This is a genomic window from Corynebacterium sp. ACRPO (assembly GCF_022347205.1).
In the GTDB taxonomy this organism is placed as follows: Bacteria; Actinomycetota; Actinomycetes; order Mycobacteriales; family Mycobacteriaceae; genus Corynebacterium.
The window spans coordinates 101,673-123,575 of sequence record NZ_JAKRNE010000004.1; the positions used below are offsets into that span (position 1 = coordinate 101,673).

The window sequence follows — 21,903 nt, forward strand, 5'->3', positions numbered from 1 at the left end:
ATGGCTTCCACGAATAATTCTGTAATCCCAACTGCCCTGCTCGAATCCCCGTCGTTCCAGCTGGAGCGCCTCCGCCGCCGCACCCGCGATGGCGTCGAGGCCGCGCTGCAAACCAAACAGACGACGCTGCGCGAGTACTGGGTCCTTACCTGCCTGGTAGACGCGGATGCCGCGTCGCAGTCCTACCTCTCCGAGACCCTGGCCATTGATGCTTCTGACATGGTGCGTCTTATCGACGCCCTCGAGGACCGCGGCTGGGCCAAGCGCGAGCGTGATCCGAAGGATCGCCGCCGCCAGATCGTCGCGTCCACCAAGAAGGGCGCGAAGGTCCACAAGGACCTGGCGGAGCTTGTTGCCACTGCCGAGGACGAGGCCTTGGATGAGTCCACCAATAAGCAGCTCAAGCACCTGCGAAAGTTGGCCAAGTCCATCATTGCCGCCGACGAAGACGAGGCATAAATGGCGAGCCCCGAATCGCTCGTCCCGCAGCAGTACCTTCTAGGTAGCGCGGCGCCGCGGCCGCGCACGCTGTGGGACATCATCACCACTACCGCGGAGATGCACCCAGACGCCGCCGCGCTGGACGACGGCGAAATCATCACCTACTCCGAGCTCATCTACGAAGTCGAGCTGTGGGCCACCGAGCTGCACGCCAATGGCGTGCGCCGGGGCGATCGCATCGGCATTCGAATGACCTCCGGCAAGCGCGAGCTCTACCTCGCCATTTTGGCGACCCTGGCGGCAGGCGCAGCCTACGTGCCTGTCGACGCCGATGACCCAGACGAGCGCGCCGAGATGGTCTTCGGCGAGGCCGATATCGATGGCGTCTTTACAGATGAAGGCTTCCGCTTCCTGCGCGATTCCGCGCGCCCAGACGCCCCCGACAGGTCCGCCGAGGAGCCGGCCGAGAACCCCAATGCCCCGCGCCCAGAAGACACCGCGTGGATCATCTTCACCTCCGGTTCTACCGGCAAGCCGAAGGGCGTGGCCGTGAACCACCGCTCCGCGGCCGCCTTCGTGGACGCCGAGGCCAGCCTCTTTTTGGTCAATCACCCGCACGGACCACTCGGCCCGGAGGATCGTGTGCTCGCCGGGCTGTCCGTCGCCTTCGATGCCTCCTGTGAGGAAATGTGGCTGGCCTGGGGCCACGGCGGCTGTTTGGTCCCGGCGCCGCGATCTCTGGTGCGCTCCGGCATGGACTTGGGCCCGTGGCTCATCCGCCGCGATATCACCGTTGTGTCCACCGTGCCTACCTTGGCAGGCCTGTGGCCAGCCGAGGCGCTGGATAATATCCGCCTGCTCATCGTCGGCGGCGAAGCCTGCTCGCAGGAGCTGGTGGACCGCCTGGCCACCGAGGACCGCGAGATGTGGAATACCTACGGCCCTACTGAGGCCACCGTTGTCGCCTGTGCGCAGCAGATGCTGCCGGGCCGGCCGGTGTCCATCGGGCTGCCATTGAATGGGTGGGACCTAGTGGTCGTCGATAAGCAGGGCATACCTGTGGAAATGGGCGGCGTCGGCGAGCTGGTGATCGGCGGCGTGGGACTGGCTTCCTACCTGGACCCAGCCAAGGACGCGGAGAAATACGCTCCGCTGGAGTCGATGGGCTGGCAGCGTGCGTATCGCACCGGTGACCACGTGCGCCTGGAGGAGGACGGGCTGTACTTTGTCGGCCGCGTGGATGACCAGGTGAAAATTGGCGGGCGCCGCATCGAGCTCGGCGAGGTCGAAGCCAATGTCGCGGCCCTGGATAACGTCTATAACTCGGCCGTGGCCGTGCAAAAGACCCCGGGCGGCGAGTCCGTCTTGGTGGGCTATGTTTCCCTCGAGGATGAGGCCAAGGGCTTCGATCACGAGGCCGCGCACGCCCGCTTGGCCGAAACCATGCCGGCCGCGCTCGTCCCGCGCATCTGCGTGATGGAGGAGCTGCCGGTGCGCACCTCCGGCAAGGTGGACAAGAAGGCCCTACCGTGGCCACTGCCGGGAGTGGGCGTGGAATCGACCACGCTGACCGAGACCGAGAAGTGGCTCGCGGAGCTGTGGGTCGAAACGCTCGGCGTGTCCGTGGAAGACGAGAACGCCGACTTTTTCTCGCTCGGCGGCACCTCGCTGGCGGCCGCGACCCTCGTGGGCCATATCAGGGAGCGCTACCCCACCGTGGCCGTGCGCGACCTCTACGACCACCCGCGCTTGGGCTCGCTGGCCGAGCTCATTGCGGGAGCCGAACCGCGCCCCGCGGCTGCCGATGTCCCCATGCGCGAGGTCACCAAGGTCGGCTTCGGCACCCGCCTCGCCCAGACCCTGATTCAGATCCCCATCATGACGCTGGCAGCATCCAGCTGGCTGGCCTGGCTCATGCTGGGTTCCACCGTGGCGGCATCGCTGGGCTTCGAGTGGGCCGCGGCCTATCCGTGGTGGCTGGTCATCGCCATGCTCATCGTCTTTGTCACCCCAGTCGGACGCATCCCCCTCGGCGGCTACGGCGCGCGTCTTATTACGGCCGGCATTAAGCCGGGCGATTACCCGCGCGGCGGTTCGACGCACCTGCGCATCTGGGCGGCCGAGCGCTGGGCTAATGCCTCCGGCGCGAGCTCCCTGGCCGGTGCCACGCGCGTGAATAACTACGCCCGCGCGCTCGGCGTCAAGGTCAAGCGCGGCGTGGACCTGCACTCCCTGCCGCCGGTGACCGGCCTGCTCACCTTGGGCAAGCACGCCGCCATCGAGCCCGAAGTGGACCTCTCCGGTTACTGGCTGGACGGCGATATCCTGCATGTCGGTGCCATCGACGTCAAGGAAGGCGCCCGCGTGGGCGCACGCTCCACGCTGCTGCCAGGCACCGTGGTGGGCAAGGATGCCCATGTGGAGGCCGGCTCCACCGTTACCGGCCGCAAGAAGATCAAGGACGGACAGCGTTGGTCCGGCTCACCTGCCAAAAAGGTGGGCCGCTCCAAGCACCGCTTCCCATCCCATACGCCCAAGCGCCGGCCGTGGTGGGTGGCCATTTATGACGCCACCTCCGTCCTGCTGGCCATCCAGCCGGTTGTTGCGCTGGCGGTAGGCGCGGCCATCGTCTTGGCCCTAGTACATTCCACCGGCGGCGATAGCTTCGTCGGTGCGATCTTCTTTGCGCCCGTTGGCGCGCTGGCGGCCTTTGGCACCTATATGCTGCAGACTTGGCTGGGCGTGCGCATTCTCTCCCTGGGAATTAGCCCGGGCGTAGCACCAGTGCGGTCGGTCAAGGGCTGGCGCCTGTGGGCCATCGAGCGCCTCATGGACGAGGCCCGCACCAAGCTCTTCCCGCTCTATGCCTCCCAGCTGACCCCAGCGTGGCTGCGCTCGCTCGGCGCGGAGATTGGCGCCAACGTGGAAATCTCCACCGCGGTCATGATCCCCAAACTCACCGAGGTCAAAGAGGGCGCCTTCCTGGCCGATGACACCATGATCGGCGGCTACGAGCTCGGTGGCGGCTGGATGCGCACCGGCGAGACCAAGGTGGGCAAGCGCTCCTTCGTGGGCAACTCCGGCATCACCGCGCCCGGCCGCAAGCTGTCCAAGAACTCGCTGGTTGCCGTGCTTTCTTCTACCCCGAAGAAGACAAAGGCCGGCGCCAACTGGTGGGGTGCACCGCCAGAACGCATGCGCCGCGTGACCGTAGAGGTGGACTCCCCCGCCAACTCGGGTGAGGCGCTGACCTATAACCCGGGCTTTGCTGTCAAGGCTGCCCGCGGCGTGGTGGAAACCATGCGCCTTTTGGCACCGATGTTTTCTGCCATGCTGCTCGCGGCAACCCTCAGCGTCTATGACTCGCTTCTCGACGCCCTCGGCTTCCCCCTCACCTGGCTCCTTTCCGGCCTCGTGCTCATGGGCATGGGTGCGGTGGCCATGGCCGTCACCGTCGCGGTGAAGTGGATCTGCGTGGGCAGGCACCGCGCCGCCGACCACCCGCTGTGGTCCGCTTTTGTCTGGCTCAATGAGCTGCAGGATACCTTCGTGGAGGTCGTCGCTGCGCCGTGGTTCTTCCAGCACACCTACGGCTCCGGCGAGATCAACCTGGGGCTGCGCGCCCTCGGCGTGGAAATCGGCCGTGGTGCGTGGATCGATTCCTACTGGTTCCCGGAAACGGACCTCATCCGCATCGGTGAGGCCGCCACCGTGGGCCCTGGCACTGTGGTGCAAACCCACCTTTTCCAGGACCGCGTGATGAGCCTGGATACCGTCACCGTCGAGGCCGGATCTACGCTGGCCTCCCATTCGGTGGCGCTGCCGGCCTCGCTCATCGGCAAGGCTTCTACCGTAGGCCCCGGCTCACTGGTGATGCGCGGCGACCGCGTTCCCACCAACGCCGTATGGCAGGGCAACCCCATCGAGCCGTGGAAGCGATAGGCCACCGGCAATAACCTTCGCCCTACCGCGCGAAGTCCTGATACTTAATCATTTCGCCGGACTTAAAGTCCCAGGCCTCCACCCGGACGCGGTCAGCAAAGACCTTGACCCGCAGTCCGGTGGAGGCCTCTTCTTTTTCCTTGACGATTGTCTCGTCATTATCGCCATCCGGCAGGTACTCATTGAGGATGGCACCGGTATTGACTACCGGGAAGCCGGTGCGGCCGGCCTCGCCGGTGCCGTCGTAACGGCGGGTTCCCCACCAGTTATTTTGGTGCAGCGAGGAGTGGCTGTGGCTGCTAAACCACACGATATTGTTGTACTTATTGACCACATTGGAAAGCGCCTCAAGGTCTTCGAAATCATTCTGGTACCACGCCGAATGGGACATCGATACCGTCTGCGGCAGCAGCGGATGGCTAAAGACCAGCGCCGGAGTGCCCTTAGCATCCCAATACGCTAGGCGCTCATCTAGCCAATCGAGCTGCTCCTTGCTAAGGCGCTGGAACGGCTCCTTGCCGTGGCGCAGAATATCGGAATAAAACTCGGTATTTACCGAAATGAGCGGCACCCCATCAACTACCTCTTCCTTCCACGGCTTATCCTGGCCGGAGTACTTCAGGAAGCGATCCAAGTAGGTCTTAGAGCCTTCCTTGCCATACATTTCGTGGTTGCCGATGGTCCACAATTCCTTTCCCGAATCGTGCGGCACTTCGCTGTGCGCGGCCAAGAAATCATCCCACTGCTGCTGCGAGCCATCGTCCACGAGGTCGCCGTTGAGCACCAGCGCCCCGGCCTTATCCTCCATGCCGTTCAACTGGCGGACCGCGTCTTTGTAGTCTTGAGGGTCGCCCTGGACGTCGGAAAGCACGTCCACGGTAGCTTGCGGCGAACCTCGCAGCTCACCGAGCGGCTTGACGACGCCCACGTTGTCCACCGCCCACCACCAGTCATCATTGCCGTTGTTGTAGCTGAAGCTAACCTGCATATTCTTCGCGCCGGCCGGCACGTCCACGCCGATGGACTCGTGCTTGGAGAATACGTCCTTATCAAATAGGGCGATTTCCTGGGCTTCTCCACCATCGAAGGAGACCGTCACCGTGGCATTCTGCCCGTCCTTGCCTTGGCGGTAATGGTGGTCGAATTCCACATTCACTCGCTCCTGCCCCGCCACCGGGATGGCCGGGCTCTTCAGCCCGGCGGTCATGGAATCGCCTTCGGCCAGTCGCTGCTGCTTATTGTCGATGATGGCGAAGGTGTCATGCGCCTGGGTGAAATAGTGGCGCATATCGGTGCCAGATGCCCAGGTCCAGTGGCGCATATCGCCAAAGGTCCAGCCCTTCCAGCGGGCCTCGCCCGAGTCCACGCCGTGCACGTCAGTGCTCCACCCCTGCGGCGCGCGGTGGGTAAACCACGCTGGGGTATCCACCTCATCGAAGCTTTCCTGCCACAGCACCCGCGACTCAGCGGCTTCCTCCGGCTGCGCATCGTCCCCCGCGGAGGAACCCTCGGACGAGCCCTGAGAAGACCCCCAGGAAGAGCCCAACGATGACCCCAAAGAAGAACCAAAGGAGGAACCCGGAAGTGAGGACTGGGCCGCCGCAACGGGCGCGCCCACCATTCCGGTAAGCGCCAGGACAGAAGAGAAAGCACAGAGTTTATTTTTCATAATTCAATTTCTATACGGCCTGGGCAACGAGGCGGTTACATATACGTAAACTCTTGGCAAGCACTGTATGCCTGCCAAGAGTTCTCGCTTTGAGGTCCACGTATTTTAGGCGTGGCGGTCGAGCCAGTCCACGACGGTATCGAGGGCCTGATCGGCAGCCGGCTCATTGAAGACCTCATGCTTCTGGCCCTCCCAGGTCACATACTCCACGTCTTCGGAAGAGATGGAGTTGTACCAATCCTGGGAGAAATACGGCGGCACGATACCGTCCTTGGTACCGTGCATGATGAGCGTCGGTGCGGTGAAGAGATCCGCATTGACGGCGTCATAGTTCGCGATTGCTGCCAACTGCAGGGCGGTACCGGCGCTGGTCTTCTGCGCGATGAGCGGGCTCGAGGCATACTCGTCCTTGACCGCCTGGCTGGTGGAGACGCCATCCGTAAACGGGTTGGAAAGCTTGATGTCCTTGCTCCACTCTGGCGACTGGGCACCGATTTCAGTGCGGTGCGGAATCAGGTTCTGTGCATAGTGCGCATTAAAGCTGGTGAGTTGGGCCAGCGGCAAGCGCTCAAAGATGATCGGATCCAGCTTCTTCTGGGCCTCAGAAATATCCTCCGGAGTGATATTCTTTCCGGCCACATTTTTGCCCGAAAGGTTCAGTGGCGCACCGCCACCGTTGGTGATGATGCCATCCACCTTGCCCGGCTCGCGGATGCCATAGGCCTCCACGGTCAGCGAGCCCATCGAATGGCCCAGCAAGAAGGTCTTTACTCCCTGGTTTTCCTCCTTGGCCATGTCCACCACATGGTCAAAGTCATCCAGGATGTACTGGAAGTTATCGATGTGCCCCAGTGGCACGCTGCCGCCAGCGGACTTGCCGTGGCCGCGGTGGTCTACACGGTAGACGTTGTAGCCCGCATCCAGCAGGCGCTTGGCGACGTAATCGTATCGCCCCGAGTGCTCAGAAACCCCGTGCGCAAGAACCACCGCACCGCGTGGGTTGGCCACCTTCTGCTTGCGGTAGTAGATCTTGACGCCCTCGCCGTGAGCGCTGTAGAAGTAGCCGTCCTCATCGGATACCTGCTTTTCCGAGACAGTTGGGCGCCCCAATACGTCTGGTTTCTGGTCTGCCGCGGGCGCAGGCGCCGGGGCTTCCTGGGCGATTGCCCCTGCCGTGAGCGTGCCAGATACCGCAACTGGTGCCGCCAGTACTGCTGCCGCCGTCAGGCAGGCGGTTACGTGCTTCTTCATCATCACTGTCTCCTCATGGTGCTGTAGATCATATCCTTGTGCTAGATGAGATTGAGATAACAGTGATGCTAAATATTCTAAGACGGAGACCACAAATAGTTTTCGACAATGTTACCTACGGTTCCGTAACATAACCGCCCGGAAATAACCCTTTAAAATCCACAATTTCCCGCGAAACTATTCCTCCCCATTTACCCCCTTTTGGTACCCCTAAAACAAAAAGCGGGAAACCCGGAATTACCGAGTTTCCCGCCCATTGTGCGGCTAATTTAGCTCAACCTAGTCACCAATCTGGTCGCGACCACGCTTGACGATGTTCTCATCGACCTCGCCCACCAGCTCGTGGTCCTTGTTCGTGTACTCGAACTTGGATAGCACATAGCGCATGGCGTTAATACGGGCGCGCTTTTTGTCGTTGGACTTAATGGTGATCCACGGCGACTCTTCCGTATCCGTGTAGCGGAACTGCTCTTCCTTCGCGCGGGTGTAGTCATCCCACTTATCCAGCGAAGCCAGGTCCATCGGGGATAGCTTCCACTGGCGCACCGGGTCGATCTGACGGATAGCGAAGCGAGTGCGCTGCTCCTTACGGGTAACCGAGAACCACAACTTGGTCAGGGAGATACCCGAGCCAAGAATCATGTTCTCCAACATCGGAACCTCACGGAGGAACTCCGCGTGCTGGCTTTCGGTACAAAAGCCCATAACGCGCTCCACGCCGGAACGGTTGTACCAAGAGCGGTCGAAGAAGACGATCTCGCCACCGGCTGGGAAGTGCTCGATATAACGCTGGAAATACCATGAGGTGGATTCGCGCGGCGAGGGCTTTTCCAGAGCCACAGTGCGAGCACCACGCGGATTCAGGTGCTCGTTAAAACGCTTAATGGTGCCACCCTTGCCGGCCGCATCTCGACCCTCAAAGAGGATGATATGGCGCTGGCCAGTCTCCTTGGTCCAGTTCTGCCACTTCAGCAGCTCAATCTGCAGCGCGCGCTTAACGGACTCGTACTCATCGCGAGTCATACGCTCATCGTAGGGGTAATTTTCACGCCAAGTCTGAACCGGGGAACCATCCGGCATGATTAGCGAAGGATCATCCTCATCGGTTCCATCGACGACGTAGCCGTCAGTTTTAGCCAGGTCGATCTCGGGAAGGTCGTCGTCTTTAATATCAGCCATGCATTTAGTGTAACCCGAATGTAGACATCAAGCGCGCCAAATTTTCGCAGTTACCCCTGCCCCCCAGATGACCAACAAAACAAAAAGAAGGCCTACCGAAACGGTAGGCCTTTTTGCTTCAGCGAGCGTTAAAGCTCAGAACTGAGGGATGTTCTTATACGAACATGCCGATCAGGTCGGATGCGCCGTCAGCAATGTTGACCAGCGGCTCAACGATGCCATACAGGGCGTTGAACAGGCCACCAAAGATGTCGAATGCGAAGTTCAGAGTGGAAGAAAGGTTCTCCATTTTAGTATCTCCTCAGATAGTTAGCGTGTGTTTTGATTACTTGGAGCTCAGAGCCGGCAGAACTTCACCGGTGAACTCGAATGCGCCCTTAGCAGCCTCAAAAGCGTTAGAGAAGCCGGTCCATGCAGTGATGCCATCAACGATGGTCTTCCAGCCAGTCCAAGTGGTTACGAAGTTGTCCAGGTGAGTCTGAATGAGGGAGAGATCCATGTTTGAACTCCTAAAATAGATCCGAAGCTATTTGCCGCGGAGGGGTTTGCAGTTTGCAGACACCCTCAGTGGGCGTCACAAGAGATATTTTCGCACAAGTTTGAACGAAATCAAGTCAAATTTACATAGATACCCCAACACACAGGCGACTTGATAAGGATAAGTTTATGGCTTATAGCAATCATTAAAGATTTTTTACCTTAAATGAAAGGCCGCTGAACTGGGCCTTTATGTCACGTTTTAAATAACTAGGCTAAATAGGACTTAACACTGTAACGCTTTCCAGTGTAACGAACGATAGGTAGGCGCAAAACCCACTCTCTGAGAGCGAAAAACTTTTTTAATTTCCGCCGCTTCAGTTACCCCTATACGGGGTCAATGGGGCTCATGGTTCGCGTGTTAAAATTTGTGGCGGTGATTGGCGCACCACTTTCCGCGGTGGATTGCCCGACTTTTCTTTGCACTAAGGCCCAAATGGAAACCGCCTATGAGAAGCGATTTCGGAAAATCTTTCCATGAAGAAGCCGTGCTGCCATATCGCATTGGTGAAGCAAAGTGCTGCAGACACGCCAAAGCGCCCCGCTTCATGCGCTCAACAGCACAGAAACGGGGCGCTCAGAAGGGCTAGAGGGCCCTAAAATGTGCCCTAATACCTCTCCGGAACCTAGAAGCCCATGCCTCCCATAGCGTCAGCGTCCGGCATGCCGTTGTTGGCGCCGGCCGGCTCAGGCTTGTCGGCGACGACAGCCTCGGTGGTCAGGAACAGAGCTGCAATGGAAGCAGCGTTCTGCAGAGCGGAGCGGGTGACCTTAACCGGGTCATTGATGCCAGCCTCCATAAGGTTGACGTACTCACCGGTAGCAGCGTTCAGACCCTCGCCTGCCGGCAGGGAGGAAACCTTGTCAGCAACAACGCCCGGCTCCAGGCCAGCGTTGTGTGCAATCTGCTTCAGCGGTGCAGACAGGGCCTCGCGGACGATCTTGACGCCGGTAGCCTCGTCGCCCTTGAGGTCATCCAGGGAATCCAGGACGGAAGCGGCCTGCAGCAGTGCTACGCCACCGCCGGCAACAATGCCTTCTTCCACGGCAGCCTTTGCGTTGCGGACTGCATCCTCAATGCGGTGCTTGCGCTCCTTGAGCTCAACCTCGGTAGCGGCACCGACCTTGAGCACAGCAACGCCGCCGGAGAGCTTAGCCAGGCGCTCCTGCAGCTTCTCACGGTCGTAGTCGGAGTCGGAGCTTTCGATCTCGGCACGGATCTGCTTGATACGGCCGTCGATCTGCTCCTGAGAGCCAGCACCCTGAACGATGGTGGTCTCGTCCTTGGTGACGACAACCTTGCGTGCCTGGCCCAAGTACTCGAGCTCGGCGGTCTCGAGGGAGAGGCCGACCTCCTCGGAGATGACCTGGCCGCCGGTGAGGATGGCCATGTCCTGCAGAGTGGCCTTGCGGCGGTCGCCGAAGCCCGGTGCCTTAACCGCAACGGACTTGAAGGTGCCGCGGATCTTGTTCACAACGAGGGTAGACAGGGCCTCGCCCTCAACATCCTCAGCGATGATGAGTAGCGGCTTGCCGGACTGCATGACCTTCTCCAGCAGCGGAACCAGGTCCTTGATGTTGGAGATCTTGGAGGAGACCAGCAGGATGTACGGATCCTCCAGGACCGCCTCCTGGCGCTCCATATCGGTAGCGAAATAACCGGAGATGTAGCCCTTATCAAAGCGCATGCCTTCGGTTACCTCGAGGTCAACGCCGAAGGTATTGGACTCTTCCACGGTGATAACGGAGTCCTTGTTTACGGAGCCGTTGCCCACGGTGTACATAGCCTCAGCGATCTTCTCGCCGATTGCTGGGTCAGCGGCGGAGATGCCAGCGGTGGTAGCAATCTGCTCCTGGGTTTCTACTTCCTTGGCGGAAGACAGCAGGGAGTCCACAACCTTCTTGGTTGCGGTCTCAATGCCGCGCTTGATGCCCATTGGGTTGGAACCTGCGGCCACATTGCGCAGGCCTTCGCGTACCAGAGCCTGTGCCAGCACGGTTGCGGTGGTGGTGCCGTCGCCTGCGACGTCGTCAGTCTTCTTGGCAACTTCCTTGACCAGCTCGGCGCCGATCTTCTCGTAAGCATCCTCGAGCTCGATTTCGCGAGCGATGGAAACGCCGTCGTTGGTAATGGTCGGAGCGCCCCAGGACTTTTCCAGGACGACGTTGCGACCCTTGGGGCCGAGGGTGACCTTGACGGCGTCGGCAAGCGTGTTCAGGCCGCGCTCAAGGCCGCGGCGGGCCTCTTCATCAAAAGCGATAATCTTTGCCATTGTGTTTGTGCTCCTTGGTTTATTGAGGACGACACTCACGTCTTTCTCGCTGCGGACGCCCGCGACGGCATGGCTGGTGAGTGTGAACCAACCTCAACCACAACGATGTAGATTTATCTGGCACTCATACTGTGCGAGTGCTAACGACCATTCTGGCACTCTCCTACCGTGACTGCAAGAAAAAATGACGCCCCCGCGAAGGGACGCCATTATATAAGGAATGGATCAGGAACTAAGCCTTCTTCACCGTGCGTTTGGTCCAGCGGTAAATGAACGTCAGCGCGATAATAAAGAGGATCACGCCCACGATGGTCGCAGACGTGCCGCCCTCGAAGATTTCCAGCGGGCTCTCGCCGCCAGCAGCGGCAATGATGCCGGCGTTGACCACGCCAAAGAGGGACTCACCCACGATGAGGCCGGTGGCCAGGAGGGTACCCATACGCTTGGCAAACTCCGGGTGGGATTGCTTCGCGGCCCACTTGTCATAGAAGGTGCCCAAGATGGCACCGATGGGAATGACGATGGTCAGGGCGGCCGGTAGGTACATACCCATGCCGGCGGCCAGCGGGGACAGCGAGTACTTATCGGTGAACTTGCGCAGGAGCTCGTCAATGATAATGAGGACAGCGCCAATGGCCATGCCGATGAAGATGAGGTTCCAATCCAACGAGCTATCGAAGATGCCGGAGGCAACGGAGGACATTAGGGCGGCTTGCGGGGCCGCCAGGGCGTCTTCGCCGGCGCCTTCCATGCCTTGGAAGCCGAAGCCATTGAGCATGACCTGCAGAATCGGCGGGATGACCAGGGAGCCGAAGACCACGCCGATGATGAGCGCAACCTGCTGCTTCCACGGAGTAGCGCCGACGAGCTGACCGGTCTTGAGGTCCTGCAAGTTGTCATTGGAAATGGTGGCAATGCCAAAGACGATGGCCGCGGTAAAGAGCGTGTAGGCCACCAAAGACAAAGGATCCGCAGTGGTGCCGCGGGTGACAGCCGCGATGAGCAGCGAGGCAGCGAGCACGGCGATGATGCCAATGGAGGAAATTGGCGAGTTAGACGCACCGATCAGGCCGGCCATGTAGCCGCACACGGAGGCGATAATCAGGCCTACCAGCAGGGTAAAGAGGACGGAGACGGTAATGAGCACGGCCATGTGGTCGTGGATATCGGTACCGCGCACAAAGTCCCACAACAGCAATGCGATAGGCACCATGAACGCCACGATGGTGGTGGCGACATAGGGGAAGGGAATATCACGCTCGGTAACGTCCACGGCGGAGCCGGACTTGCGGGCGCGCGAGGAGGCTAGAGACTGACGGATGCCCACAGCAATGGGAGCGGCGATCTTCAGCAGGGTCCAAATGGCGGCGATGGCCATGGTCCCCACACCGATGAAGCGGATGTCATCGGAGAAGGTGGTATCGACGACGTCGGCAAGCGCGGTGGCGCCCGTAATATCGCCGGTGGTGAAGATAGGCAGCAAAATGAAGTAGGAAATCACCACGCCTACCAGCATGGCAATGCCTACCGGCAGGCCCACCAGGTGACCCACGCCGATAAGCGCGGTAGACAGGCTGGTGCCCAAGGTGGTCGCGCCAGCGCCGAGCTTGAAATAGGCGGTGACTTCGGAGGCGGCGGCCTTCATTGCGGTCAGCAGCGCCATAACGGCCGAGGTAATGCCGCCCGCGACGATGACACGCAGGCCCTTGGCATTTTCCTCATGGCTGGCGCCATCGGCGTTCTCGTCGCCTACTTTGAGGACCTCGGCCGCGGCCACGCCCTCCGGGTAGGGCAGATCGGAGCCGGTGACCAAAGCGCGGCGCAGCGGGATGGAATACATCACGCCCAGCACGCCGCCGATGATGCACACGCCGGCAGTCTGCAGGAAGCCAAAGCCCTGCCAGTACCCCACCATCACCAGGCCCGGGAGGACGAAGATGATGGCAGACAGGGTGCCCGCAGCAGAGGCAATGGTCTGCACAATGTTGTTTTCTTTAATGTTGTGGCCCTTGAACCGGCGCAGCACCGCCATAGAAATCACGGCGGCCGGGATGGAGGTAGCAAAGGTCAAGCCCACCTTCAGGCCTAAGTACACATTGGCAGCGGTGAAGATGAGGGTAATCAGGCCACCGATGATAATGCCGCGCAGAGTCAGCTCGGGCAGGGAGGCCTTGGAACCTGCGGCGGATGATGCGTTCGCCATGCCAGGTCCTTTCTATTCTCGGCTATGAAAGTTTCTCGTTTCACCCTGCGTAGCAAACCGCGGCCTGCCACGTCCGTTTCTGCCTGTTTGGCGCCGGTTTCTTCCCGGAATAGGGTCCGAACGGACAAAATCCGCACAGGGTGGAATGAATAAATTTTAGTTCACCACCCCAGCGTTTTCCTATTCCGGTTGCTCTATAGCTTGGGGCGGGCGGGTACCGTAGAGAACATGACTGCACTTAATGAAAGCATTCGCAACGACCGCGAGACCATTTTCCGCCAGCTCAGCGAGCTCGTGGCCTTTAACTCCGTCCATGACGAGGAAGGCCTGGAGGACCAGACCAAGGACGCAAGCCAGTGGGTTAAGTCCGCACTGGAAGAGTCCGGAGTGAGCGTGGAAACCATCACCACGGCCGATGGCTCCACCGCCATCTTGGGTGAGCGCAAGGGCGATGAGGGCGCCAAGACGGTGCTGCTGTACTCCCACTATGACGTGGTGCCGGCCGGCAACCGCGAGGCTTGGGAATCCGATCCATTCACCCTGACCGAGCGTGAGGCCGCTGATGGCTCCACCCGCTGGTACGGCCGCGGCGCCGCCGACTGTAAGGGCAATGTGGCCATGCACTTGGCCGCCCTGCGCGCGGTGGACAATAACGGTGGTACCAAGGTGAACCTGAAGTACCTCATCGAGGGCTCCGAGGAGCGCGGCGGCGAGGGCCTATCCCAGCTCATCAAGGATCGCCCGGAGCTTTTTGCTGCCGACGCCATCCTCATCGCCGATGCGGGCAACGCCGCTGTGGGCCAGCCGACCTTGACTACGTCCCTGCGCGGCGGCGCGCAGATTGGCGTGCAGGTCGATACCTTGGCCTCCGCCGTCCACTCCGGCCAGTTTGGCGGCGCGGCACCGGATGCCGCCAAGGCGCTGATGCGCGCCATCGACTCCCTGTCCGATGAATACGGCCGCACCGTTATCGACGGCGTGGATACCACCGCCGAGTGGTCCGGCCAAGAGTACCCAGCCGAGGCCTTCCGCGCCGATGCGCAGCTGCTGGAGGGCACTAAGATCATGGGCGAAGACGACCCGGCCGGTGCCACCCCGGTGGCCAACATGGTCTGGTCCCGCCCGGCCATTACCGTGACCGGCTTTACCTCCACCCCGGTGTCAGAGGCCGTCAACGCCGTGCCCGCCACCGCTTTCGCGCAGCTCAACCTGCGCGTTCCGGCCGGTGCCGATGCCGCTGCGATTGCCGACGCCGTCTGCGATCACCTCCGCGCCCACACCCCATGGGGCGCCCACGTTAAGGCCGAAGTGCTTGAGGCCAATGCCGGTTTTGCCACCGATCCAGAAAAGCCCGCCGCTGCACTACTGGGCGAGTGCCTTTCCGAGTCCTATGGCACGGACACCGCCGCACAGGGCATGGGCGGTTCCATCCCGCTGACCACCGAGCTGCAAGAGGCTCACCCCAAGGCGGAGATCGCTCTCTACGGCGTGGAGGAGCCAAAGTGCACCATCCATTCGGCCAATGAGTCCGTCGATCCCACCGAGATCGAGAACATCGCTGCCGCAGAAGCGCTCTTCTTGCAGCGCTACGCCTAAGACTGAAACCCCAGGTCCAGCCCGGGACCTGCCTGCCGCCGCGGTTAGCGCGGCTTACCCCGCACCTTGGGTGCGGGGTTTCTTTCTGCCGCGAAATGGCACCATATAATACAGCCCATAAAAATAATCCTTTCGAAGTCGTAGAAAAACCGGTAAAGTGACAAAAAGTTGGCCCCGCGCTCGGCCATGTTGCTTGCACTGTGCCGCCGCGGCGTACTCAGCGGCGCGCGGCTCGTGAATGTTCTCGCCTCTCGTCAGTTGTGTGCTCGTGGTATTCGCGGCAGCGGGGTATAAAAACGTGACACAACCATAAGGAGCGCAGTAACCAACGTGCTAGTACTTCTGGGTGCTCTTATCGCCGCCACCCTGGTAGCACCGCTGCTCATCATGCGAATGGGTCGCCCGGCATTTGGAATTTTGGCCTTAGTCCCCGGCGCAGGCTTTGTGTGGACGCTCATGCACTTTCTGCGCGGCACCTTCGCAGACGGTGGCGCAGTTGAGCACACTGTGGAATGGATGCCGTCCGCGAACTTAAGTTTTGACCTCCGCTTAGACGGACTAGGCGCGCTATTTAGCCTCATCATCTTGGGCATGGGCGCGTTGGTATTGGTCTACTGCTGGGGCTATTTCGACGGCACGCGGCGCCGCTTGGCCATGTTCGCGGCGCAAATGGTGGGCTTTGCCACCGCCATGTTTGGTCTAGTGGCCGCGGACAATTTCCTGCTCATGTACGTGTTCTGGGAGATTACCTCCCTGCTGTCTTATCTCTTGGTTAGCTACTATGCGGAACGAGCCTCCTCCCGTCGCGCGGCACAGCAGGCGCTGATGGTCACCGCTCTGGGCGGGCTAACCATGCTCATGGGCATTATCTTGCTCGGACGGCAAACTGGGGCGTGGACCTTTAGTGATATCTCCGCCTATGAGAACTTTGCGCAGACGCCCTATGTCACGGTGGCCATCGTGCTCATCTTGGCGGGCGCACTGACAAAGTCTGCAATTGCACCGGCGCACTTTTGGCTCCCCGGCGCGATGGCGGCACCGACTCCAGTCTCCGCTTATCTCCACTCCGCCGCGATGGTTAAGGCCGGCATCTACCTAATCGGGCGCCTGGCGCCCTCAATGTATGAGGTGGCCACCTGGCACGTGGTGGTTATCTCCCTAGGCGTATTTACCATGCTGCTCGGCGGCTGGATGGCGCTCAAGCAGCGCGACCTGAAGCTGATTTTGGCTTATGGCACCGTCTCCCAGCTAGGGTTTATCACCTCCATCATGGCCGTAGGCTCGCGGGAAGCCATGCAGGCCGGTCTCGCGCTGACCTTTGCACACTCGCTATTTAAGGCGGCGCTTTTTATGGTCGTCGGCGCTATCGATCACTGCTCAGGCACAAGGGATATCACCAAGCTATCCGGATTGGGGCGCAAAGAACCATTCCTCTTCGGCATTGCGATCATTTCCGGGTTCTCCATGGCCGGCGTCCCACCTCTATTTGGCTTCGTGGCCAAAGAGGCCGTGCTGGAAGCCACCATGCACGAGGAGCTCTTGGCCGGCATGCCACGCAATATGATGCTTGTGGCCTATGTCCTCGGTTCTATCCTCACGATGGCCTATACTCTGCGCTTTTTGTGGGGTGCCTTTGCCACCAAGAAGGAGGTCAATGGAACGGAGCCGACAGAGGCCGTCGCCAAGATGCATCCCGTAACTATGGGATTATGGCTCTCTCCTGCCCTGCTCACTGCCCTAACCGTGGCACTTGGTGTGTTCCCCAAGCCCCTATCGGCCGCCTTTGACCAGCATCTCGACTCCACCTTCGCCCCGAAGGAGCATAGCGAACTAGCCCTGTGGCATGGACTTACCGTGGCGCTCGGCCTCTCCGCACTCATTATCGTGGGCGGTATTATTATGCACTGGCAACGCCAGGTCCTGGTCAAGTGGCAATTCGCCTATCCTGCGCTGGGCAATGCGGATGATGCCTATGATTCGGTCATCGCTCTTTTGCGCCAGCTCTCGCTGCGCACGACGGCAACCACGCAGCGCGGCTCCCTGCAGCTGAACTTGACGGTTATCTTTGCCACATTGATGCTGCTGCCACTGGCTATGATCATCAAGGGCGATCTCACCGATATCCGCATGATTGTGGCGGAAAATCCTTGGCAGATCGTCGCCGCCTTCATCATCATGGTGGCCGCCGTAGCCGCCACGGTCACCGATAATCGTTTATCAGCCGTGATCATCGTCGGGGTGACTGGCTATACCCTCGCCTTCATCTTCGCTCTGCACGGTGCGCCGGACTTGGCGCTGACGCAGCTGCTGACTGAGACCATCGTGATGGTTCTTTTCATGCTGGTTCTGCGCCGCATGCCAGCCTCCACCGAGTGGAAGCAGGACCCCAAGATGGGGCGCCTGCGCGCGTGGCTTTCCGTGGGCACGGGCCTTACCGTCACCGTGGTGGCGATGTTTGCTATTAACGCACGTCAGTCTAAGCCCATCTCCGAGTTCATGCCGGATCTGGCCAAGGAGATTGGCCACGGCGCCAATACCGTCAATGTTTTGCTGGTGGACCTGCGCGCATGGGATACCTTTGGCGAGATCACGGTCATCATCATCGCTGCGTTGGGCGTGGCCTCTCTGATTTATCGCACCCAGTCCTTCGCCCGCGCGAGCCGCCGCCCCACCCTGCAAGTTACTGGGCGGCGCTGGCTGGCAGCCGGCGTGGAATCAGAGCAGGCGCTCAACCGTTCGCTGATGATCGATGTCTCTACCCGCGTGCTCTTCCCGTCTATGGTCGCGATTTCCTTCTATTTCTTCTTCGCGGGCCATAATGCACCAGGTGGCGGCTTCGCCGGTGGCCTCGTCGCCGCGCTGGCTCTTATCCTGCGCTACCTGGCTGGCGGGCGCGCAGAGCTGGATGAAACCCTGCCTATCGACGCCGGCCGCACCATGGGTACCGGACTCTTCCTATCCGCGGTGGCCGTGGTGGCCCCAATGTTCTTTGGGCACCCACCGCTTACCAGCGGGTACACCTCACCGGAGATTCCGCTCATCGGCAAGGTTTCGCTGCCTTCGGCGTTGGTATTCGATGCGGGCGTCTACCTCATCGTCGTGGGCCTTACGCTCTACATCCTGAATTCCTTGGGTGCCAAGTTGGATGAGGAAGAGGAAATGCGTAAGCAGCGCGCCCGCGATCGTGCCCGCTCGCTGGCCCGGCAGCAACGCCAACGCACCGCCAAGCAAAAGGCGCAACGGGCGCAACGCAAGGAAAAGAAACAAGCCGCCACAGCAAGCACAGCCCCGACAACAGGAAAGGAGAAATAAAATGGAAGCCAACCTCTTCCTCCTCCTGGCCGCGGGCGTACTCGTCGCGGCAGGCGTCTACCTGCTGCTGGACCGCACCATGACCAAGATGATGTTGGGCTTGTTGCTATTGGGCAATGGAGCCAACCTCTTCCTGCTGCAGTCCGGCGGCTCGGCCGGTTCCCCGCCTATCGACGGCCGCGAGTCGGAGCCTTACGGCGCCGAGATTGCGGATCCACTGGCGCAGGCGATGATTCTTACCGCCATCGTTATCTCCATGGCACTTACGGCCTTCATCCTTACGTTGGCCTACCGCCAGTACCGCTACCGCACGGACGATGTCATTGAAGATGACGCGGAGGATACCGCGATTGCGGCTAAGGCTGCGCGCCCTGGCAACGCGGCCGCCAACCCGGACCACGATGCGTCCAATGATCCGACCACGGGCCGCGCCACCAAGCAAGGCGATAACTTCGGACCCGAATCCTTCGAGCAACCAGTAAAGGGGGCCGACGATGAGTGAGACCGTACAGCCGCTTGTCGATGTCCTCTTTCCCTACATCGGCTACCTCATTCCGCTGCCCATTATCATCCCGGCGGTAGCCGCAGCGCTCGCCTTGATCTTTTCCCGCGTGCCCAATGTGCAGCGCCAAATCGTATTTTTCTCGCTGCTTATAACGGCGGTAGTCAACGCCATGTTGATCCTCATTGCGGATTTTGAGGGCATCCAAACACTGCAGGTGGGTGGCTGGGACGCCCCAGTGGGCATCACGCTTGTGGCGGATCGCCTCTCTGCGGTGATGCTTTTTACCTCTTCCGTGGTGCTCTTTTCCGTCATTTGGTACGCCATCTCCCAGGGCGTACGCGACGGCACCAAGGACGAGCCGGTGGCAGTCTTCTTGCCCACCTACATGCTGCTGACCATGGGCGTAAACATCTCCTTCTTGGCCGGCGATCTCTTCAACCTTTACGTGGGCTTCGAGGTCTTCCTCGTGGCATCCTATGTGCTTTTAACCTTGGGTGCCTCGGCTGGTCGCGTGCGCGCTGGTGTGGGCTACGTGATGGTGTCGATGGCCTCGTCGATGATTTTCTTGCTCGCGTTGGGCTTTGTGTATTCCTCCGTGGGCACGATGAACATGGCCCAGATTGGCCAGCGCATGCAGGACATCCCGGAGGGAACTCGCACCGCCATCTTTGCCACGCTGCTCGTCGCCTTCGGTATTAAGGCGGCCGTGGTTCCGCTGGACGCCTGGCTGCCGGACTCGTATCCCACGGCGCCGTCGCTAGTCACGGCCGTATTCGCCGGCCTGCTGACCAAGGTCGGTGTCTACGCCATCATCCGCGCCCGCACCTCCGTCTTTACTGCCGGTGGGCTCGATACCGTGCTCATGTGGGTCGCCCTAGCCACAATGTTGGTGGGCATTTTAGGCGCCATCGCACAATCCGATATTAAACGCCTTTTATCCTTTACCCTGGTTAGCCACATTGGCTACATGATCTTCGGTGTTTCCCTCGGCACCGCCCAGGGCCTGTCCGGCGCCATCTTCTACGCCGTGCACCACATTCTGGTCCAAACCGCGCTATTCCTGGTGGTCGGACTCGTTGAGCGCCAGGCCGGCACCTCGTCGCTACGCCGCTTGGGTTCGCTAATGTACTCGGCCCCGCTTATCGGAATTTTGTACTTCATTCCAGCCATTAATCTGGGTGGCATCCCACCGTTCTCCGGATTCTTGGGCAAGGTCATCTTGCTGCAGGCCGGTGCTAATGAAGGTTCCTGGATGGCATGGGTGCTCATCGTCGGTGCGGTGGTTACCTCGCTGCTGACCCTCTACGTCATGATGCTGGTATGGGCCAAGGGCTTCCAGCGCGACCGCGCCGATGCCCCGGAAGGCAACATGGCGCTCGCGCGCCCCGCCCCGCTTTCCGATATCACCGATGAGGTGGAATTTTCCTCCCGCCAGGATGTGGGCCGCGTGCCCTTTGGCATGATTGCTTCTACAACCCTGCTGGTGGCCGCGTCCACCTCCATTACCTTCCTGGCGGGCCCCATGTCCGGCGTGACTTCCCGCGCTGCCGAATCCGCGCAAGATACTTCCATCTACCAGTACGCGGTGCTGGGCGACCGCGCGGATGACCCCACCCGCCACCTCAACCAGAAAGAGCGCTACACCGGCGGAGCGGATTCCTATGAAAATCGCCGGCATCCCTCCCAGGATGCGGAGCCGCCCGCCCAGCCAGGACTAGATGCCCGCACCGACCCAGAAGCCGGCGGCCGCGATTCCCACTCCGGCACTGTAAAGACACCAGACGCCGCTAAGAGGAAGGATATTAGCGATGACTAACGCACGCTTTTCCGGCCTGCGCCACCGCTTCCGCCCGTGGTTCATCGTCTGGCTGACCATCATGTGGTGCATGCTCATGGGAGAGATCACCGTGGGCAATGTGGTGGCCGGACTCCTCATCGGCACCGTTATCGTCTTTGCTCTGCCGTTGCCGGCCATGCCCATTACCGGCATCGACGTCTCTTGGGGCAAGCTCATTGCGTTCATGATCCGCTGGTTCTGGGAATTGTTCTACGCCTCACTCAAGGTGGGCTGGCTGGCCGTGCGCCCGCAACCGGTACCCAAGACTGCCATCTTGGAGCTGCCCATGCGCTTGGATAATGAGTTCGTGCTTTCCTTAGCCGTAACGCTGTATAACCTGCAGCCAGGCGGCACGGTGACCGATATCGATATTGCCAACCGTATGATCACCGTCCATATCTTGGATGCCCGCGATGAGGCCCAGATTCAGCGCGAAATCGGTGCCGTGGCCCAACTCGAAGCCTCATTCATCGACATCTTTGAAAGGAGCCACCCGTAATGGATCCGCAGATCTATAACGCGATTTTGCTGGTGGCCGCCGCGCTACTGGTGGTCTCCTTCCTCATCACCGTCTGGCGCATTGTCACCGGCCCCAATTCGCTGGACCGCTTGGTGGGCATGGATGGCTTTACCGCGATGTTCCAATGCGCGCTGGCCACCTACATGTGCTGGTCGCTCAACACGACCGTGGTCTCAGCCATGCTGGTGATCGCGCTCTTGGGCTTCATTTCCACCGTATCTGTCACTAGGTTTAGGAAGAGGGATAATCAATGAGCTGGTCTTTCATCGCAGATGTGCTCTCGCTCATCCTGATAATCGGCGGCAGCGTCCTCACCTTGGCGGCGGCTATCGGCATCGCCCGCTTCAAGGACACCATGTCTCGTGTGCACGCGGTAAGCAAGCCGCAAACCACCGGCCTTATCCTGACGATCCTTGGTGCCATCATCCGCATCACCGGCGCGGAATCCTTCAGCGTTGCCGAGCGGGGGGATTTAGGAATGCTCGTTTTGCTGGTACTGTTTGCCATGTTCACTAGCCCGGTAACCGCGCAGCGCACCTCGCGTATTGCACGCCGTGAGGGTCTGTACGGCACCGAGGAATCCATGTCCCGCAACGACCGACCCGCCGCGAAGTCGCTGCGCCGCAAGTAGGAGACGC

Annotated in this window: 16 protein-coding genes; 9 read left to right on the forward strand and 7 right to left on the reverse strand. The window is 60.5% G+C overall.

From position 1 onward, the window contains the following. Positions 1-459 (forward strand): MarR family winged helix-turn-helix transcriptional regulator, encoded by a 459-nt coding sequence (locus MHY22_RS04650; protein ID WP_005325642.1) that lies wholly within the window; start codon positions 1-3, stop codon positions 457-459. Then, on the forward strand, positions 460-4,383 hold the full coding sequence (locus MHY22_RS04655) for a Pls/PosA family non-ribosomal peptide synthetase (protein ID WP_239278254.1): 3,924 nt from the start codon (positions 460-462) through the stop codon (positions 4,381-4,383). A 22-nt stretch (positions 4,384-4,405) separates the two neighbouring features. On the opposite strand, the gene MHY22_RS04660 is transcribed toward MHY22_RS04655, so the two are convergent. The 7 genes from MHY22_RS04660 to MHY22_RS04685 all read right to left on the reverse strand — a co-directional run bounded on the left by MHY22_RS04660 (position 4,406) and on the right by MHY22_RS04685 (position 13,495). After that, entirely contained in the window at positions 4,406-6,052 is a 1,647-nt protein-coding gene (locus tag MHY22_RS04660; RefSeq protein WP_239278255.1) for a metallophosphoesterase, read from the reverse strand. A 105-nt stretch (positions 6,053-6,157) separates the two neighbouring features. Further along, the gene (locus MHY22_RS04665) at positions 6,158-7,306 is read right to left on the reverse strand and encodes an alpha/beta hydrolase (protein ID WP_239278256.1); all 1,149 of its coding nucleotides are present in this window, start codon (positions 7,304-7,306) and stop codon (positions 6,158-6,160) included. 276 nt (positions 7,307-7,582) lie between these two features. Then, positions 7,583-8,482 (reverse strand): polyphosphate kinase 2, encoded by a 900-nt coding sequence (gene ppk2 / locus MHY22_RS04670; protein WP_005329883.1) that lies wholly within the window; start codon positions 8,480-8,482, stop codon positions 7,583-7,585. Between the two features lie 154 nt (positions 8,483-8,636). After that, complete coding sequence (locus MHY22_RS11535; RefSeq protein ID WP_255718026.1) at positions 8,637-8,771, reverse strand: hypothetical protein; 135 nt, start codon at positions 8,769-8,771, stop codon at positions 8,637-8,639. 36 nt (positions 8,772-8,807) lie between these two features. Further along, positions 8,808-8,981: a hypothetical protein gene (locus tag MHY22_RS04675; RefSeq protein WP_239278257.1), complete on the reverse strand. Its 174-nt coding sequence runs from the start codon at positions 8,979-8,981 to the stop codon at positions 8,808-8,810. A gap of 664 nt (positions 8,982-9,645) precedes the next feature. Next, a complete protein-coding gene (groL, locus tag MHY22_RS04680) occupies positions 9,646-11,292 on the reverse strand; it encodes a chaperonin GroEL (RefSeq protein WP_023019954.1) in 1,647 nt (548 codons plus the stop codon). Positions 11,293-11,524: 232 nt separating this feature from the next. After that, positions 11,525-13,495: an OPT family oligopeptide transporter gene (locus tag MHY22_RS04685; protein WP_239278260.1), complete on the reverse strand. Its 1,971-nt coding sequence runs from the start codon at positions 13,493-13,495 to the stop codon at positions 11,525-11,527. A gap of 228 nt (positions 13,496-13,723) precedes the next feature. On the opposite strand from MHY22_RS04685, the gene MHY22_RS04690 reads away from it, so the two are divergent. The 7 genes from MHY22_RS04690 (at position 13,724) to MHY22_RS04720 (ending at position 21,896) form a co-directional block, all read left to right on the forward strand. Beyond that, positions 13,724-15,091 (forward strand): M20/M25/M40 family metallo-hydrolase, encoded by a 1,368-nt coding sequence (locus MHY22_RS04690; RefSeq protein WP_239278261.1) that lies wholly within the window; start codon positions 13,724-13,726, stop codon positions 15,089-15,091. Positions 15,092-15,421: 330 nt separating this feature from the next. Next, positions 15,422-18,403, forward strand: coding sequence for a Na+/H+ antiporter subunit A (locus tag MHY22_RS04695; RefSeq protein ID WP_239278262.1), 2,982 nt, complete (start codon positions 15,422-15,424; stop codon positions 18,401-18,403). Position 18,404: 1 nt separating this feature from the next. Beyond that, complete coding sequence (locus MHY22_RS04700; protein WP_239278263.1) at positions 18,405-18,905, forward strand: Na(+)/H(+) antiporter subunit C; 501 nt, start codon at positions 18,405-18,407, stop codon at positions 18,903-18,905. Beyond that, positions 18,898-20,724, forward strand: a complete 1,827-nt coding sequence (locus MHY22_RS04705; RefSeq protein ID WP_239278264.1) for a Na+/H+ antiporter subunit D — start codon at positions 18,898-18,900, stop codon at positions 20,722-20,724. Before MHY22_RS04700 ends, MHY22_RS04705 begins: the two co-directional genes overlap by 8 nt. Next, on the forward strand, positions 20,717-21,244 hold the full coding sequence (locus MHY22_RS04710) for a Na+/H+ antiporter subunit E (protein WP_239278265.1): 528 nt from the start codon (positions 20,717-20,719) through the stop codon (positions 21,242-21,244). The genes MHY22_RS04705 and MHY22_RS04710 overlap by 8 nt, the downstream gene beginning before the upstream one ends. Next, complete coding sequence (locus MHY22_RS04715) at positions 21,244-21,519, forward strand: monovalent cation/H+ antiporter complex subunit F (RefSeq protein ID WP_049360305.1); 276 nt, start codon at positions 21,244-21,246, stop codon at positions 21,517-21,519. Before MHY22_RS04710 ends, MHY22_RS04715 begins: the two co-directional genes overlap by 1 nt. Next, positions 21,516-21,896 carry a monovalent cation/H(+) antiporter subunit G gene (locus MHY22_RS04720; RefSeq protein WP_005325613.1) on the forward strand — a complete coding sequence of 127 codons (381 nt, stop codon included), beginning with the start codon at positions 21,516-21,518 and terminating at the stop codon, positions 21,894-21,896. The genes MHY22_RS04715 and MHY22_RS04720 overlap by 4 nt, the downstream gene beginning before the upstream one ends. Positions 21,897-21,903 lie beyond the last annotated feature (7 nt).